Annotated in this window: 17 protein-coding genes; 8 read left to right on the top strand and 9 right to left on the bottom strand. The window is 61.3% G+C overall.

Annotated features, from left to right (window positions below):
* Positions 1 to 183 precede the first annotated feature (183 nt).
* A complete protein-coding gene (locus tag AB4O25_RS17570) occupies positions 184 to 642 on the top strand; it encodes an Rsd/AlgQ family anti-sigma factor (RefSeq protein WP_068935498.1) in 459 nt (152 codons plus the stop codon).
* 53 nt (positions 643 to 695) lie between these two features.
* Here the strand turns inward: AB4O25_RS17570 and AB4O25_RS17565 are convergent, their stop codons facing one another.
* Positions 696 to 1,373: an FKBP-type peptidyl-prolyl cis-trans isomerase gene (locus AB4O25_RS17565; RefSeq protein WP_017526864.1), complete on the bottom strand. Its 678-nt coding sequence runs from the start codon at positions 1,371 to 1,373 to the stop codon at positions 696 to 698.
* A gap of 192 nt (positions 1,374 to 1,565) precedes the next feature.
* Here AB4O25_RS17565 and AB4O25_RS17560 point away from each other — a divergent pair, with 192 nt between their 5' ends.
* A complete protein-coding gene (locus tag AB4O25_RS17560; protein WP_460149822.1) occupies positions 1,566 to 2,603 on the top strand; it encodes an AlgP family protein in 1,038 nt (345 codons plus the stop codon).
* On the opposite strand, the gene AB4O25_RS17555 is transcribed toward AB4O25_RS17560, so the two are convergent.
* Positions 2,600 to 3,067 carry a TIGR02444 family protein gene (locus AB4O25_RS17555; RefSeq protein ID WP_460150983.1) on the bottom strand — a complete coding sequence of 156 codons (468 nt, stop codon included), beginning with the start codon at positions 3,065 to 3,067 and terminating at the stop codon, positions 2,600 to 2,602. The genes AB4O25_RS17560 and AB4O25_RS17555 overlap by 4 nt on opposite strands.
* A gap of 50 nt (positions 3,068 to 3,117) precedes the next feature.
* On the opposite strand from AB4O25_RS17555, the gene AB4O25_RS17550 reads away from it, so the two are divergent.
* The 3 genes from AB4O25_RS17550 to AB4O25_RS17540 all read left to right on the top strand — a co-directional run bounded on the left by AB4O25_RS17550 (position 3,118) and on the right by AB4O25_RS17540 (position 6,323).
* Positions 3,118 to 5,028 (top strand): ATP-binding cassette domain-containing protein, encoded by a 1,911-nt coding sequence (locus tag AB4O25_RS17550; RefSeq protein WP_017530839.1) that lies wholly within the window; start codon positions 3,118 to 3,120, stop codon positions 5,026 to 5,028.
* A complete protein-coding gene (locus AB4O25_RS17545) occupies positions 5,028 to 5,600 on the top strand; it encodes a mechanosensitive ion channel family protein (RefSeq protein WP_003176850.1) in 573 nt (190 codons plus the stop codon). The genes AB4O25_RS17550 and AB4O25_RS17545 overlap by 1 nt, the downstream gene beginning before the upstream one ends.
* 90 nt (positions 5,601 to 5,690) lie before the next feature.
* Positions 5,691 to 6,323 (top strand): LysE family transporter, encoded by a 633-nt coding sequence (locus AB4O25_RS17540; RefSeq protein ID WP_460149821.1) that lies wholly within the window; start codon positions 5,691 to 5,693, stop codon positions 6,321 to 6,323.
* Between the two features lie 104 nt (positions 6,324 to 6,427).
* On the opposite strand, the gene AB4O25_RS17535 is transcribed toward AB4O25_RS17540, so the two are convergent.
* From AB4O25_RS17535 to AB4O25_RS17515, 5 genes are read right to left on the bottom strand one after another with little or no spacing between them, the layout of a single operon-like run.
* A complete protein-coding gene (locus AB4O25_RS17535) occupies positions 6,428 to 7,168 on the bottom strand; it encodes a penicillin-binding protein activator LpoB (protein ID WP_460149820.1) in 741 nt (246 codons plus the stop codon).
* A gap of 3 nt (positions 7,169 to 7,171) precedes the next feature.
* Positions 7,172 to 7,759, bottom strand: coding sequence for a penicillin-binding protein activator LpoB (gene lpoB, locus AB4O25_RS17530; protein WP_017530842.1), 588 nt, complete (start codon positions 7,757 to 7,759; stop codon positions 7,172 to 7,174).
* 35 nt (positions 7,760 to 7,794) lie between these two features.
* Entirely contained in the window at positions 7,795 to 8,166 is a 372-nt protein-coding gene (locus tag AB4O25_RS17525; protein ID WP_017530843.1) for a YcfL family protein, read from the bottom strand.
* A 10-nt stretch (positions 8,167 to 8,176) separates the two neighbouring features.
* Complete coding sequence (locus AB4O25_RS17520; protein WP_017530844.1) at positions 8,177 to 9,574, bottom strand: COG3014 family protein; 1,398 nt, start codon at positions 9,572 to 9,574, stop codon at positions 8,177 to 8,179.
* A gap of 42 nt (positions 9,575 to 9,616) precedes the next feature.
* Entirely contained in the window at positions 9,617 to 9,838 is a 222-nt protein-coding gene (locus tag AB4O25_RS17515) for a hypothetical protein (RefSeq protein ID WP_137220028.1), read from the bottom strand.
* A 2-nt stretch (positions 9,839 to 9,840) separates the two neighbouring features.
* Here AB4O25_RS17515 and AB4O25_RS17510 point away from each other — a divergent pair, with 2 nt between their 5' ends.
* Together AB4O25_RS17510 and AB4O25_RS17505 are read left to right on the top strand one after the other, a co-directional pair.
* Positions 9,841 to 11,736: an FTR1 family protein gene (locus tag AB4O25_RS17510; RefSeq protein WP_017530845.1), complete on the top strand. Its 1,896-nt coding sequence runs from the start codon at positions 9,841 to 9,843 to the stop codon at positions 11,734 to 11,736.
* A complete protein-coding gene (locus AB4O25_RS17505) occupies positions 11,737 to 12,192 on the top strand; it encodes a YaiI/YqxD family protein (protein WP_017530846.1) in 456 nt (151 codons plus the stop codon).
* Positions 12,193 to 12,227: 35 nt separating this feature from the next.
* Here AB4O25_RS17505 and elbB read toward each other — a convergent pair whose 3' ends face one another.
* Positions 12,228 to 12,893, bottom strand: a complete 666-nt coding sequence (elbB, locus tag AB4O25_RS17500; protein WP_017530847.1) for an isoprenoid biosynthesis glyoxalase ElbB — start codon at positions 12,891 to 12,893, stop codon at positions 12,228 to 12,230.
* Between the two features lie 116 nt (positions 12,894 to 13,009).
* Here elbB and AB4O25_RS17495 point away from each other — a divergent pair, with 116 nt between their 5' ends.
* Entirely contained in the window at positions 13,010 to 14,245 is a 1,236-nt protein-coding gene (locus AB4O25_RS17495) for a sterol desaturase family protein (protein WP_116078115.1), read from the top strand.
* On the opposite strand, the gene AB4O25_RS17490 is transcribed toward AB4O25_RS17495, so the two are convergent.
* Entirely contained in the window at positions 14,226 to 14,858 is a 633-nt protein-coding gene (locus AB4O25_RS17490) for a DedA family protein (protein WP_017530849.1), read from the bottom strand. The genes AB4O25_RS17495 and AB4O25_RS17490 overlap by 20 nt on opposite strands.
* Positions 14,859 to 14,983 lie beyond the last annotated feature (125 nt).

Below are 14,983 nucleotides of genomic sequence, written 5' to 3'. Positions count from 1 at the left end.
ATTAAACACTTGTATGAACTTTCTCTCCTGCGTACCTTGAAGCCATGGTCATGCGGGCATAATCTGGCCCGCACGCATTATCGAAACCGTTTGTCCGAGTCGGCTATGCCCCGCAGCTGTTTTATCTTTAAGCATTAGGGGGGCATCAGGCGGCAGCGCCCCTATTAGGGAAGAGAGATCATCATGTTGGAAAGTTGTCAGAATGCTCAGGAACGCTGGGGTGGGGTGCATAAGCTGATCGACACATGGTTGAAGGCACGTCACGAACTGATTCGGGCCTTTGATACTCTCGGCGCAAAGCCCGAGGCATTGGCTGAGAATCGCGAACCGCTACAAGATTTCTGTGGCGTGTTGGTGGACTATGTGTCGGCAGGGCATTTCGGCGTCTATGAACAACTGACCGAGGAGGCGCAAGCCTTCGATGATCAGCGTGGCCTGGAGCTGGCCGAAACTATCTACCCGCGTATCGATGTCATCACCGAGAAGCTGCTGGCGTTCACCGACCTGTGTGATGCCGGTGAGTGTGTCGCCGAAAAATTCAAAGAATTGGGTGCGCTGCTCCACGAGCGTTTCGAGCTGGAAGACTGTCTGATCGAAGTGCTGCACAACGCCCACAAAGAAGAACCCGCCACTCAGGCTTGAACCTTGAGGGCGAAGTAAAAAACGGTGCGCATGGCGCACCGTTTTTTATTGGGTCAATGGCGAGTACCGAGCAATTCGATCTCGAATACCAATGGCGTATAGGGCGGGATCAACTCGCCGGCACCGTCGGCGCCATATGCCTGTGCCGAAGGAATCACCAGGCGCCATTTCGCGCCCACCGGCATCTGCTGCAAGGCGCTGCTCCAGCCGCTGATCACACTGTCCAGGCGAAACCATTGGGGCTGGGTGCTCTGATCGAATACCGTGCCATCGGGCAACCGACCTACGTATTTCACCTGGACCTGGTCGCTGGCGGACGGCTTACTGCCGGAGCCAGGGGATAGCTCGGTGAGCAGGATGCCATCCGCCAATTCGCGCACCCCTTTTGATGACTTTTCCCTGGTCAAAAACTGCTGTTCGGCTGCCAACGCTTTTTCACTTTCAGGCACCGGCGCGTCGGCTTCATTTTGCGCTTCGTGCTGGGCAAGAATCTGTTCGATGCGTGCGTTATCCAGTGCCAGCGGCTTGCCTTGATAGGCTTGCTTGAGGCCGTCGATCAGAGCTTGAATCTGTAGGTCCGGGACTTCCTGGCGCAGGCGTTCACCGAGGCTGGCACCCAGGCTGTAGGCGAGGTCGTGCTGATTCTGTTCAGGGTTTTTTGCGGGCGCTTGCTCGTTCGCATTGGCGACAGAAATCGCCAAGCCAAGCATAAGAAAAAGGTAACGCGACATGGGCATTCTCCCGCCGAAAGTGCGACGGATTATGCCAGTGTGAAGGGATAAAAAGTGCCGCGTATTTTCGTTATATAAATAAGAATTTTCGTACGGTGCAACGCAAGGCAAACGATACTGTCAACATGCGCTAGCGGCGGTAAGAGCAGAGGGCTAGTATGAGCCGCACCCACGTCAGCCAGGAGGTAAACCATGTCGGCCAAACAGAAGCCTGTTAATACCCCGTTGCACTTACTCCAACAACTGTCGGGCAGCCTGCTCGAACATCTGGAAAGCGCTTGTTCCCAAGCCTTGGCCGATGCAGAAAAACTGCTCGCCAAGCTGGAAAAACAACGCGGTAAAGCGCAAGAAAAGCTGCACAAATCCCGTACCAAACTGCAAGACGCCGCCACTGCCGGCAAGGCCAAGGCACAAGCCAAAGCCAAAGATGCTGTCAAAGAACTTGAGGACCTGCTCGACGCCCTCAAGGATCGCCAAGCCGAAACCCGCGCCTATATTTCCCAACTCAAGAAAGATGCCCAGGAAAGTCTGAAACTGGCCCAGGGCGTTGGCCGTGTGAAAGAAGCTGTAGCGAAAGTGCTGGGCGCGCGTACACCGGCAAAAGCTGCCGCGGTGAGCACGGCAAAAAAGCCAGCCGCTAAACCCGCTGCTAAAACTGCTGCCGCCAAACCAGCCGCGAAGCCAGTTGCTAAACCCGCTGCCGCCAAACCCGCCGCGAAGCCAGCTGCTAAAACCGCTGCCGCCAAACCAGCCGCGAAGCCAGTTGCTAAACCCGCTGCCGCCAAACCCGCCGCGAAGCCAGTTGCTAAACCCCCTGCCGCCAAACCGGCTGCGAAGCCAGCTGCCAAAACCGCTGCCGCCAAACCCGCCGCGAAGCCGGCTGCCAAAACCGCCGCTGCCAAACCAGTCGCGAAGCCAGCTGCTAAAACCGCTGCCGCCAAACCGGCTGCGAAGCCAGCTGCCAAAACCGCCGCTGCCAAACCCGCCGCGAAGCCAGCTGCCAAAACCGCCGCTGCCAAACCGGCCGCAAAGCCAGCTGCTAAAACCGCCGCCGCCAAACCGGCCGCAAAGCCCGCTGCGAAGCCAGCCGCTAAACCTGCTGCCGTCAAACCAGCACCGGCCAAGCCAGCAGCTCCAGCGACCCCGGCAGCCACCACCGCTCCAACCGCATCGGCCAGCAGCACGCCTGCACCGGTAGCGCCAAGCACCACCCCAACCAGCGCTTCCTAAGTGCCGGTGGCCATGACGCGCAGCTGCTGCAGCGCGTCGTGGTCAAGGTTGGCGGCATCCTCAGCCGCCAGTCCTTCCAGCCATCTCTGTTGATCGGCACCCTCGTTTGATGGCCATTGCTGTGCCAGAACATCGAGGCGCATCAACAATTGCTGTTCCGCATCCAGTTCCAGGGCTTTGACCCTTTCACGTAACGCGGCCAGTCGTTCATCCTTCCCCGCCATGGCTCGCCATTGCACACGCACCTGTCGCAACGGTTCGATCACCTGCGCCTGCCAGGGCCTGGCGATCTGCTGGAGCGCCTCTATACGCTCGGCCGTCAGCGCCACCCCGCGTTGTTCCAGCCAGGCCCCACAAAGCAGCAGGCACACATCCGCCCCTTGTTCCTGCAGGCTCAGGCAGGCGGCTTCGACGCCCGGGCGGGCATAGGTCGAGAGGGCAAAGCTCCACAGGTCAGCGCACATATTCACACCCAAGCCAGCGGCCAACGAAGCTGGTAGACTCCGCCGCCATTATGATCCGACTTCAAAGCCTAACATTACAGCGTGGCCCGCAACGTCTTCTCGAAGACGCCGAGCTGACCCTGCACGCCGGTCACAAAGCCGGCCTGATCGGTGCCAATGGCGCCGGTAAATCCACGTTGTTTGCCCTGTTGCTGGGTGAACTGACCCCGGACTCCGGCGACTGCCTGCTGCCGGCCGACTGGCGCATCGCCCATATGCGCCAGGAGATCGACACCCTGGACCGCATCGCGATCGACTACGTGCTCGATGGCGACCTGCGTCTGCGCCAGGTGCAACACGACCTCGCCGAGGCCGAGAAAGCCCAGGACGGCGCCGCCCAGGCCCGGTTGCACTCGGAGCTGGACAGCGCCGACGGCTATACCGCCGATGCTCGCGCCCGCAAGATGCTCGCCGGCCTTGGCTTTACCAACGAACAAATGGATCGCCCGGTCGCGGACTTCTCCGGTGGCTGGCGCATGCGCCTGAACCTGGCGCAGGCACTGATGTGCCCTTCGGACCTGTTGCTGCTCGATGAACCGACCAACCACTTGGACCTCGATGCGATCCTGTGGCTGGAAGATTTCCTCAAGAACTACCAGGGCACTTTGTTGCTGATTTCCCACGACCGGGATTTCCTCGACGCCGTGGTCGACAACATCGCCCACGTCGAACAGAAGAAAATCACGCTCTACCGTGGCGGCTACTCCGCGTTCGAACGCGCGCGTGCCGAGCGCCTGGCCCAGCAGCAACAAGCCTACGAGAAACAGCAGGCGCAGCGCGCGCACATGGAAAGCTACATTGCCCGGTTCAAGGCCCAGGCCACCAAGGCCCGCCAGGCCCAGAGCCGGATCAAAGCGTTGGAACGCATGGAGGAGCTGTCGGCGGCCCACGTCGATTCGCCGTTCGATTTTGTGTTCCGCGAGTCGGTGAAAATCTCCAGCCCGCTGTTGGACCTGTCCGATGCTCGCCTGGGCTACGGCGACAAGACCATCCTGGAGAAGGTCAAACTACAGCTCACGCCAGGTGCGCGTATCGGCCTGCTGGGCCCGAACGGCGCAGGCAAGTCGACGTTGATCAAGAACCTGTCGGGCGAACTCGAACCGTTGGCCGGCCGCTTGACCCGTGGCGAGAACACGGTGGTGGGCTACTTTGCCCAGCACCAGTTGGACTCCCTGGACTCCAAGGCCAGCCCATTGCTGCACCTGCAACGCCTGGCGCCGACCGAGCGCGAGCAAACCCTGCGGGACTTCCTCGGTGGTTTCGATTTCCGTGGCGCGCGTATCGATGAGCCGGTGCTGAACTTCTCCGGCGGCGAAAAAGCGCGCCTGGCCCTGGCTCTCATCGCCTGGGATCGGCCGAACCTGCTGTTGCTCGACGAACCGACCAACCACCTGGACCTGGAAATGCGCCTGGCGCTGACCATGGCCTTGCAGGAGTTCAGCGGTGCGGTACTGGTGGTGTCTCACGATCGCCACTTGCTCAAGAGCACCACCGATAACTTCCTGTTGGTGGCCGACGGCAAAGTCGAGGAATTCGATGGCGACCTGGACGACTATGCACGCTGGCTGACGGATTACCGTCTGCGCAATGCGCCGGCGAGCAACACCCCGGTCAACCCGGACAAGACCGACAAGAAAGCCCAGCGTCAGGCCGCCGCCGCGTTGCGTCAGCAACTGGCGCCGCACAAGCGCGAAGCCGACAAGCTGGAAGCCGAGTTGGGCAAGGTGCATGAGCGCCTGGCCAAGATCGAAGCCAGCCTGGGCGACAGCGCCGTATACGAGGCGGCACGCAAGGACGAGTTGCGTGACCTGCTGGCCGAACAGGCCAGGCTCAAGGTGCGCGAAGGCCAATTGGAGGAAACCTGGATGGAAGCCCTCGAACTGCTCGAAACCCTGCAAGCGGAGCTGGAGGCGCTGTCCTGATGGAAGCGTTACAGCTGCCGCTACCGGCGCAATGGATAGAACCGGTATGGATCGGCGTGCAAATCCTGCTGATCCTGTTGGCCGGTTACCTCGCGCAGCGCTTCGTTGCCAAAGGCCTGACGCGCCTGGGCGAGCGTTACCCGTTCCCGCCGCAATTGCTGATGCCGCTGCGGGGTGGCTTGCGCTGGTTGATCATGGGCAGTGCGCTGATCTTCGTGCTGGGCCGCCTGGGCGTGTCCGCCACGGTGCTGTGGACGGCGCTGTCGGGGTTTGTAGCGGTCGCCGCCGTGGCGTTCTTTGCCATGTGGTCGGTGCTGTCCAACCTGTTGTGCGCCATCCTGATCTTTACCGTCGGGCCGTTTCGCCTCGGTGACATCGTCGAGCTGGTGGATACCGTCGACAAACCCGGCGTAAAAGGCCGGGTCGTGGCGATCAATCTGCTCTACACCACGCTGATCGAGGTGGAAGCGGCGGGCACCGACAGCGCCATTGTGCAGGTGCCTAACAGCCTGTTTTTCCAGCGCTCCGTGCGGCGTTGGCCTGGCACCCACGTGTTTCCGGGCGATCGCTAGTATTCACATCTTATAAAAAATCTATAGCCAGCCCTCGGTCGGCGGAGTTAGCTTAAGGCCACAACAGCAAACTCCCCTCCGAGGTGTGCAATGGCGCTCGATACGTGGCTGGCCTTCTTCCTGGCCAGTTGGATCATTTCCCTTTCTCCTGGCGCCGGTGCCATCGCTTCGATGTCCAGCGGCCTGCAATACGGTTTCGTGCGCGGCTACTGGAACGCCATTGGCCTGCAACTGGGCCTGGCGATGCAGATTGCCGTGGTGGCCTGTGGGTTGGGAGCCATTTTGGCGACGTCGTCCACGGCGTTCTATGCGATCAAATGGTTTGGCGTGGCCTATCTGGTGTACCTGGCCGTCAAGCAATGGCGTGCGCTGCCCATGGACATGAGCGATGACGCGACCCCGCGCCCCGTGGGCAAGCCGATGGCGATGATGTTCCGCGGCTTTCTGGTCAACGCCAGTAACCCCAAGGCCCTGGTGTTCATGCTGGCGGTGCTGCCGCAGTTTGTGAACCCGCAGGCGCCGCTGCTGATCCAGTACCTGATCCTGGGTGCGACCATGATCGCTGTCGATATGATCGTGATGGCGGGGTACACCGGGCTGGCGTCGAAGGTGTTGCGTCTGTTGCGCACGCCGAAGCAGCAAAAACGCGTGAATCGCACGTTTGCCGGGTTGTTTGTTGGCGCTGCGGGCTTCCTCGCCAGCTTGCATCGCGCAACGGCGTAAAGGACCAAACCGAATCAAACCGTGGCAGCTGGCGTGCCTGCGACGAGGCTGTCGCGGGCAAGCCAGCTCCCACATTGGTATTGCGTGAAGAATGAAATCGCGGCCTAGCGCAGAATCTTCGGCGCTTCATCCCGTGGCAGATTGTTGCGCAACATTGGCTGGCCGGGGTCCTGGTAGCCGCCGCCCAACTGCTCTGCCAGCTGCCGCGCCACATCCTCACCCAACGCTTTCGACACTTCTTTGACCACCCGCGGCCGGTTGAGGCTCACGCGCACGTCGCGGCTGTTCACCAGCTTGGTGTCCTGGCCTTCACCCATGGCGGTAAACGCCGAGGTGATTTCGAAGGTGCGTGTGTTGATCAAACTGAAGTCCGCCACCAGGGTCAGGCCCAGCACCGCCGAGTAGCTGTTGGTGTGGTCCAGGGCGTTGATGTCCTGGGTGAAGTCGATGTCCGACAGCGTGCCGAACAGCACGTAATCCGCGCCTTTGAAGTGACCGGCCTTGATGCGCTTGATCACGTCATAGACGTCACCCTTGGCATCGGCGGTGTAGGGCGTGCCTTGCACCAGTTGGAACTGGCGGGACTTGAGGATCTCGCCCTTGATGTCACCGCTGAACTTACGCAGCTCGGTCTGTTCGATGTAGCTGGTACGGCTTTCATACTCGCTGTAGTTCGAGGCGCCGCTGGCGTGGTAGCTGCTTGCCTGGAAGTTGTTGCTGGCCGAGACCTGGTGGATGTATTCCTCGACCCGCGCCTCGTAGGCCAGGTCGGTCACCGCGATCTTCGGCGCGGCCGAGGCGCCAAAGGCGCACAACAGGCCGATCATGCCGATCCATGCACGCATTGCTTAGCGCTCCGTAGTCTTGCGGATTTCTTTTTCGTCCATCCACTCGGCCAGGCCGCTCTCGACGTCGATCAACTGCAGGCTGAATTTGTAAAAGACGTCCTTGTAGTCCGAGCTGCGCTTGACGATGGAGCTGATGGAGCCTTCCAGGCGGTACTTGGCCGCGACCATGTTGCCGGTCTTGCTCACAGTGGTCTTCTTGTACAGGCCGCTCTGGTTCTGCAGCTTGAGCTGGTCAACCTGGCTCTGCATGTCGGTGTTGTCACTGGCAAAGCGTGCGGTGCCGGTCTTCATCAGCTGGGTTTTGATCGACGTGGTGATCTCACGGGTGTCGATGTACTCGCTGGTCTTGTTCTTCACGTCGTACACCTGGACTACCGGGCGGCCGTGCAGGATGCCGGATTGGGCCAGGGAGCGGGTCATGCTTTCGGCGATCATCTGCAGATCGGTGGAACCGAACTCGTTGGTCACCGTTTCCACGGCCTTGGTGTCGCCGTAGTTAATGTTCTTACTGCCCAGTACCGGCGAAGTATTGGCGCAGCCGCTGACCAGTACGGCAACCACGGCGAGAATCGAAAAGCGTGCAAACATGGGGAAATCTCTCTGGCGCTTAAGAAGGGGACGGCTCAAGGGGTTTTGACTTCAAGACGGAAATCCGCCGCCTGGGGCAAGTTGGCGATGGCCGGCAGGAACGTCGCCTGGTTGGCGTACAGGTTCAGCACTTTCCAGGTGTCTTCGTCGCCCACCGGGAAACCGTCGGCGCCCAGCCAGGCGAAGCGGTAATACATCGTCTGGTTGCTGCTGGTGATGTTGCTCAATTGCACCTTGGCGGTGAGGAAGCCGTTTTCGCGCGCAACGCGAATGGCGCCGACCGCGATGCCCTTGAACTTGCCCATCACCACGATTTTGCTCGCGGCGCTGCCGGGCTCCGGCGGCGGCGGGGTGGCGCAGCCGGCGAGCAGGACCAGCGCCAGGGCGCCGAGGATGAAGTGACGCATAGCGTGCTCCTTACGGTTGTTTGAGGGTGGCAATGGCCTGGGGCGGTGTGCTCGGTATGACATGGGCCGCGAGGCCGCCGGCGAATACTTGATTGCCGACCACGCGCAGGGTGATCACTTGGTAGCGCTGGTCGGCCTTGACCGTCACCAGCGTGCCACCCAAGGCATTGGGCAGGCTGACTTGATGCTCGCCGTGCTTGAGGCGCAGGCGGGTCACTTGGGTCATGTCCGGCAGGGTGCGCCAGGTGCGGGTGTCGGCGCCTTCGGTCACGGCCGAGGCGATGCCCAATACCAGGCCGGCCATGGGGTTGGTCTTGTTCAAGTTGTTTTGTGCCACGCCGCGGGTCACCGCGCGCACGGTGGTCCGCAGGATGATCCCCGGCATGTCATCACGCAGTGCGCGACGCGACATGGCGGTGGTGCTGTTGAGCGCAGTGAGGTTCTGTTGCTGTCCATCGACGCCGATCTGGGCAAAGGTGGCGGTGGATGTATCGGCCTTGATCACCGGGAACGACAGCGGGGTAATCACCAGGTTGCCGTTGATCGGGATCGGCAGCGGCAGGCGGATCGAGTCGCGGGCCGGGGCCAGGCCGCTCTGCACCACAATCAGCACCTCGGTTTCATTGGCGCCGACCTTGGATTTGTCCAGATCCAGCAAGGCCTTTTCCAGCAACGGCGTATTCGGGCGCAGCTCGGCGGCCTTGCGGTAGCCGGGGGCGGCCAAGTCTTTTTCGCCGAGGGCCTCATAGATGAAACCTGCCAGGTAATGGCTGAACGCACTCTGGTAGCTGTTTTTGAGGCCGACCACTTCCGGCGCGTTCAGGGCTTGCACCGGGTAACCGCTCAGGTCTTTCATCTGGGTGGTCACGCCTTCACGCTGGGCTTCGTCCTCGCGCTTGAGGTATTCCTTGTCGCGCAGGTCGGCGATCACGGCTTCGCGTTCGTGGGTCTTCTTGATCTCGGTACGCGCGCCGTCGAAGTCATTCACGGCCAGCAGGTTGAGTGCCATCTGCGTGGTCAGCATGACTTTTTCGTAGTCATAGCCTTCGTAGCGACGCACCTTGTCGTTGGCCAGGAAACTGCCGAACTGGGACAGGTACTTTGCGCTGTCGAACTTGACCGACTCTTCCCACTTATAGACTTGCAGGTCGGCGCTGCGCCAGGCGGTCTGGCTGCCGGTCAGGTCGCCCTTGGCCCGCAACAACTCGCCCTTTTCGAAGAAATAGAGCAAGTCCTTGTCTTGGCTGGTGTTGTTTTTTTCCAGCAGGGTCAGGGCGCCGTCGACATTGCCGGTGGCCAATTGCTGGTTAGTGGCTTGCAGCTCGGTGTCGTAGCTGCGAAACATCGAGCAGCCGCTGAGCAACGTCACCGCCGCGAGCGCGAGCGGAGTTAAGGCGCGAAATGCCATGCAGCTTCTTCCCTGAAAGTGATCAACCGATATGGTGATTCCTCATAAAGACGAGGAACGAAAATTCCCTTTCGCACTAACAGGGCGCGGCATTATAAGCGCCATTACTGGCAAAACAATGGCTTTTTGCTGTGTTGTTCGCGGTAAAAATGCCACTACTGCGCCTAAAATCTCAGCGCGCGCACGCGCCAAATCACATACGCCTTGAGTCAAAGCCCTTAAAGCTGAACAATATGTTACTTCTTGTTTCCCTTTGAGATTCATTCATGACTGCCCCCTTCCGTTTTCTCGTCTGGCTGTTGTTGCCGGCGTTGATGTCGTGCAGCGTCAACCTGTTGGCCGCAACTGCCGAGGGCGCCCCCCAGGCACTGCATTTGCTGGACTACATTGGTGCTGACTACCCGCCAACGGTGGAGGCGGGCAAGGTGGTGGATGATTCGGAATACCGCGAGCAGGTGGAGTTTCTCGGGGTATTACAGGGCCTGGTGGCGGACTTGCCGCAAAAACCCGAGCGTGCCGAGTTGGTAAAGGGCGTTGATGAATTGCTGGCGGCGGTCACCGCCCACCAGGACGGTGCGACCGTTGCCCGCCAGGCCCGTCAGTTGGGCGCCAAGCTGGCGGTGGCGTATGAGGTCAGCCAGGCCCCGGCCATCACGCCCGACCCCACGCGGGGTGCGCCGCTCTACGCCCAACAGTGTTCGGTATGCCACGGCACTACCGGTGCCGGTGATGGCCCGGCGGGCGTAGGCCTCACGCCGCCTCCCGCGAACCTGCACGATGCCGCACGCCTGGACCGCCTGAGCCTCTACGCGATCTACAACACGTTGGGCCTGGGTGTCGAAGGCACCGACATGCCGTCCTTCGCCGACCAGTTGGACGACCGCCAGCGCTGGGACCTGGCCACCTACATTGCCGGCTTCACGGCCGACCCCGCTGCGGCGAAAAGCGAGCAGCCCTTCAATCTCGCCGACTTGGCGCGCCAAACCCCCAACGAAGTGCTGGCCGCGCAGGGGCCCGATGCCGCTGCAACCTTCCGTGCCCAGCGTGCGCAACCGCCGCAGGTCAAGCGTGGCCCTGCGCAGTTGCTCGACTACACCGCGACGACGTTGGACAAGAGCCTCGCCGCGTTCCGTAACGGCGATCACGAGCAAGCCTACGACCTGTCCGTAGCGGCCTACCTGGAAGGCTTCGAGCTGGTGGAAAGCTCGCTGGACAACGTCGACGCCAACGTGCGCAAGGACACCGAGAAGGCCCTGATGGCCTACCGGCAGTCGTTGCAGGACGGCTTGCCGATCGAGCAGGTGCAGCAACGCCTGGACGTGGCCAAGGGCAAACTTACCGAGTCCGCCGGTTTGCTGGGCAGCGATGGCCTGAGCTGGTCGTTGAGTTATATCTCGGGCCTGCTGATCCTGCTGCGCGAAGGTCTGGAAGCGATTCTGGTGCTGGCGGCGATCCTGGCGTTCCTGCGTAACACCGGCCAGCAGTCGGCGGTGCGCAGCGTCAACGCGGGTTGGGGGTTGGCGCTGCTGGCCGGTTTGGCCACCTGGGCGTTGGCGGCCTATGTGATTGACGTGAGCGGCGCCCAGCGCGAACTGCTCGAAGGCTGCACCGCGCTGTTCGCCAGCGTCATGGTGCTGTGGCTCGGCGTATGGATGCACGACCGGCGTCACGCCGCCGCGTGGCAGGACTACATCAAAAGCAGCCTGGTCGGCGGCGGTGGGCGTTTTGGCTTTGCGCTGCTGGCGTTCTTCTCGGTGTATCGCGAGCTGTTCGAGGTGATCCTGTTCTACGAGACCCTGTGGCTGCAATCCGGCCCGGCCGGGCACAACGCGGTGCTGGCGGGTGGCGCCACCGCGCTGGTGCTGTTGGTGGGCCTGGCATGGATCATCCTGCGTGGTTCGGCGAAGCTGCCGCTGGCGTTGTTCTTCGGTATCAACGCTGCACTGCTGTGCGCGCTGTCGGTGGTGTTTGCCGGGCATGGCGTCAAGGCGCTGCAAGAAGCCGGCATCTTCGGCACACGGCCGGTGGCGTTCTTTGACTTCGATTGGCTGGGCATTCACGCCGATGCCTATTCGCTGAGTGCGCAGGCCGTGGCGATCCTGGCGATTGTGGTGTTGTATGGCCGCAGCCGCCTGGCGGAGAAACGCCGGGTGGTGGCGTAGGTGCGCGTATGGATCGATGCTGACGCCTGCCCTCGGGCAGCCAAGGACCAGGTGGTGAAATTCGCCCTCAAGCGCCAGTTCGAGGTGGTGCTGGTGGCCGGGCAGAGCCAGATCAAGCCGAGTTTTGCCTGCGTGAAGCTGATCGTGGTGCCCAGTGGCCCGGATGCAGCCGATGATTACTTGGTAGAACACGCCGTGCCGGGTGAGCTGGTGATCTGCAGCGATGTGCCGTTGGCCGACCGGCTGGTGAAGAAGGGCGTCACGGCCCTGGACCCTCGGGGCAAGGAGTTCAGCCCCGCGAACATGAGCGAGCGCCTGGCGGTGCGTAACCTGTTCACCGACCTGCGCGAGCAGGGCCGGATGGGCGGTGGCCCACCGCCCCATGGGGAGAAAGACAAACAGGCGTTCGCCAACTCGCTGGACCGCATCCTCACTCAATTGATGCGCCCGGCCTGAGCCCGCTCATTACCATTTAGTGCTCTGTCAGTTGATCAGTCGTTCTCGTGGGTCAGCTCCAGCACCCGATCCACCAGCTTGTTGATGCCCGACGCCACCTCACTGATGTTCTTGCCGAGCATATAAGCCGGCGTGCTCACCAGCTTGCGCGCCGTGTCTTCGACGATGTCTTCAACCGTGCATTCCTGGTGCGTGGCGCCCATCTTGTCCAAGGCGGCGGCGGTGTCGGGACAGTTGCCGATAGTGCAGGTCACGCCCGGGCCGTAGATTTTTGCGGCCAGGGCCGGCGCGATGCAGATCAGCCCCACGGGTTTGCCGGCTTCGGCAAAGGCTTCGGCCAGCGCCAATACCTGCGGATTAACGCTGCAACCGGCGCCTTCCCCGGCGAAATTCGACAGGTTCTTCGCCGCGCCAAACCCGCCGGGCACGATCAGTGCGTCGAACTGGGTGACGTCGGCCTCGCCGATGTTCTTCACGGCGCCGCGGGCGATGCGTGCCGACTCCACCAGTACATTGCGCGACTCGGGCATTTCTTCGCCGGTGAGGTGGTTGATGACGTGCAGTTGCGCAATATCCGGCGCAAAACATTCCACCTGAGCGCCGCGCTGGTCCAGGCGCAGCAGGGTGATTACGCTTTCATGGATCTCGGCACCGTCGTACACGCCGCAGCCGGAAAGGATCACTGCAATCTTTTTGCTCATGGGCATTTCTCCTGAGGTCTTGGCGTTAAATGTCTACTAATTTGTAACCTGTTGCCAATGGGATCTCGCGCGGCTGCACCTAATCTTGATGTAACAAAAATAGACCGGACCAGACCATGGACTTCGTGCCTTACGCGGTACCGTTTTTCATCGCCTTGATCGTGGTGGAGCTGCTCCTCGACCGCTGGCGCGGCCAGCGCAACTACCGGGTAGCGGACGCCATCAACAGTCTCAGTACCGGCGTGCTGTCCACCACCACCGGGTTGTTGACCAAGGGGGTAGGGCTGCTGACTTACGCATGTGCCCTTAAATACCTGGCTGTGGTTGAACTGCCTGCCCAACGTGCATGGACCTGGGTGTTTGCCTTTGTGTTCTATGACTTCTGCTACTACTGGCTGCACCGCATGGGCCACGAGCGCAATATTTTGTGGGCCGCGCATTCGGTGCATCACCAGAGCGAGGACTACAACCTCAGCACCGCCCTGCGCCAGACCAGTACCGGTTTCCTGCTGAGCTGGATTTTCTACCTGCCCCTGGCCGGACTGGGCGTGCCGTTGGTGGTATTTATCAGCGTGGCTTCGCTCAACCTGCTGTACCAATTCTGGGTACATACCCGCCACGTGCCCAAGCTCGGCTGGTTCGAGTGGTTCTTTGTCACACCGTCCAATCATCGGGCCCACCATGCACAGAACGCTCTCTACATGGATCGCAACTACGGCGGGGTGTTCATTCTTTGGGACCGGCTGTTCGGTACGTTCCAGGAAGAAGACGACAACGAACCGGTGATTTTCGGCGTGACCACGCCCTTGGCCAGTTGGAACCCGCTGTGGGCCAACCTGCAGTTTTACGCGCAGCTGTGGAGTGATGCGCGGCGCACCGAACGCTGGCGGGACAAGCTGCGCATCTGGTTTATGCCCACCGGCTGGCGCCCGGCCGATGTAAAGGCCAAATACCCGTTGGCCAAGCCGGACCTGAGCCAGTTCCGCAAATTCGACGTGCCGCTGGAGGCGCGCCAACAGGTGTATATCGCCCTGCAGTTTGCGGTGTATGTGGGGTTTGGCAGCTACTTGATGAATTTTGGCGAGGGGCTGCACAGCTCAGCGCTGGTCCTGGGCTGGAGTGTGATGGCACTGGGGCTCTTTACCCTGGGCGTGGCCCTGGAGAACCGGCCGTGGGCGTTGAAGGCCGAGTGGGCACGCCTGGCGCTGAATGTACCGCTGGTATGGCTGGCACCGCTGGTAGGGCTGTGGCCGGCCAGCCACTTGGGCTGGCTGGGTTTGTCGAGTTACAGCCTGCTCAGCGTGATCGGTCTTTACTGCTGCCGGGGCCGGGTTACTCGGCTGGCGTCTTAGGCGTTTGCACCGGGGCCGGTTCGGCGAGCTGGGCCTTGGCGTCGGCACAGGCCTGGCGGGCGATACGCGCGTTTTTGAAACGGCGGCGCAGCCACAGGCCGAAGCCCAGTAACAGCAAGGCTCCCAGTACCCACAGTTCGTATTTCTTGACGCTGCCGAGCATGCCTTCAAGGACCGCGCCAAAATGGTAGGCCGCAGCGCCCAGCGCGGCGGCCCAGATCGCGGCGCCGATGCCGTTGAGCACTAGATAGCGCAGCGGTGGGTAGCCGGAAAGGCCAATCGCCACCGGCATGACGGTGCGCAACCCGTACACAAAGCGGAAGCTCAGCACCCAGATATCCGGATGTTTGCGGATATGTTCCAGGGCCTTGTCGCCCATCAATTGCCAGCGCGGCTTGCGCGCCAACAGCTTGCGGCCATGCTTGCGGCCCATGTAGTACCAGAGCTGGTCGCCGGCGTAGCTGCCAAAGAAGGCAACGACCACCACCAGGTTGATATCCATGTAGCCACGGAATGCCAGGAAGCCTGCGAGAACCAAGATGGTTTCGCCTTCAAAGAAGGTGCCCAGGAAGAGGGCAAAGTAGCCGAAGTCATGCAGAAATTGTTGAAGCATGGTCTGGGTGCTGGCGAAATGAACGCGCAGCCTACGCCTTCGTGAACATTCATGAAAGTATCGAGATGTGTCACGAAGTGAACAATTCCTACATAAACGACGAATGCGACTACAGGTCGCATCGT

The sequence above is a fragment of the Pseudomonas sp. S3_A03 genome, from assembly GCF_054668275.1.
The sequence above is the reverse complement of the archived record's forward strand: the minus strand, read 5'-3'. Positions and strand labels throughout refer to the sequence as shown.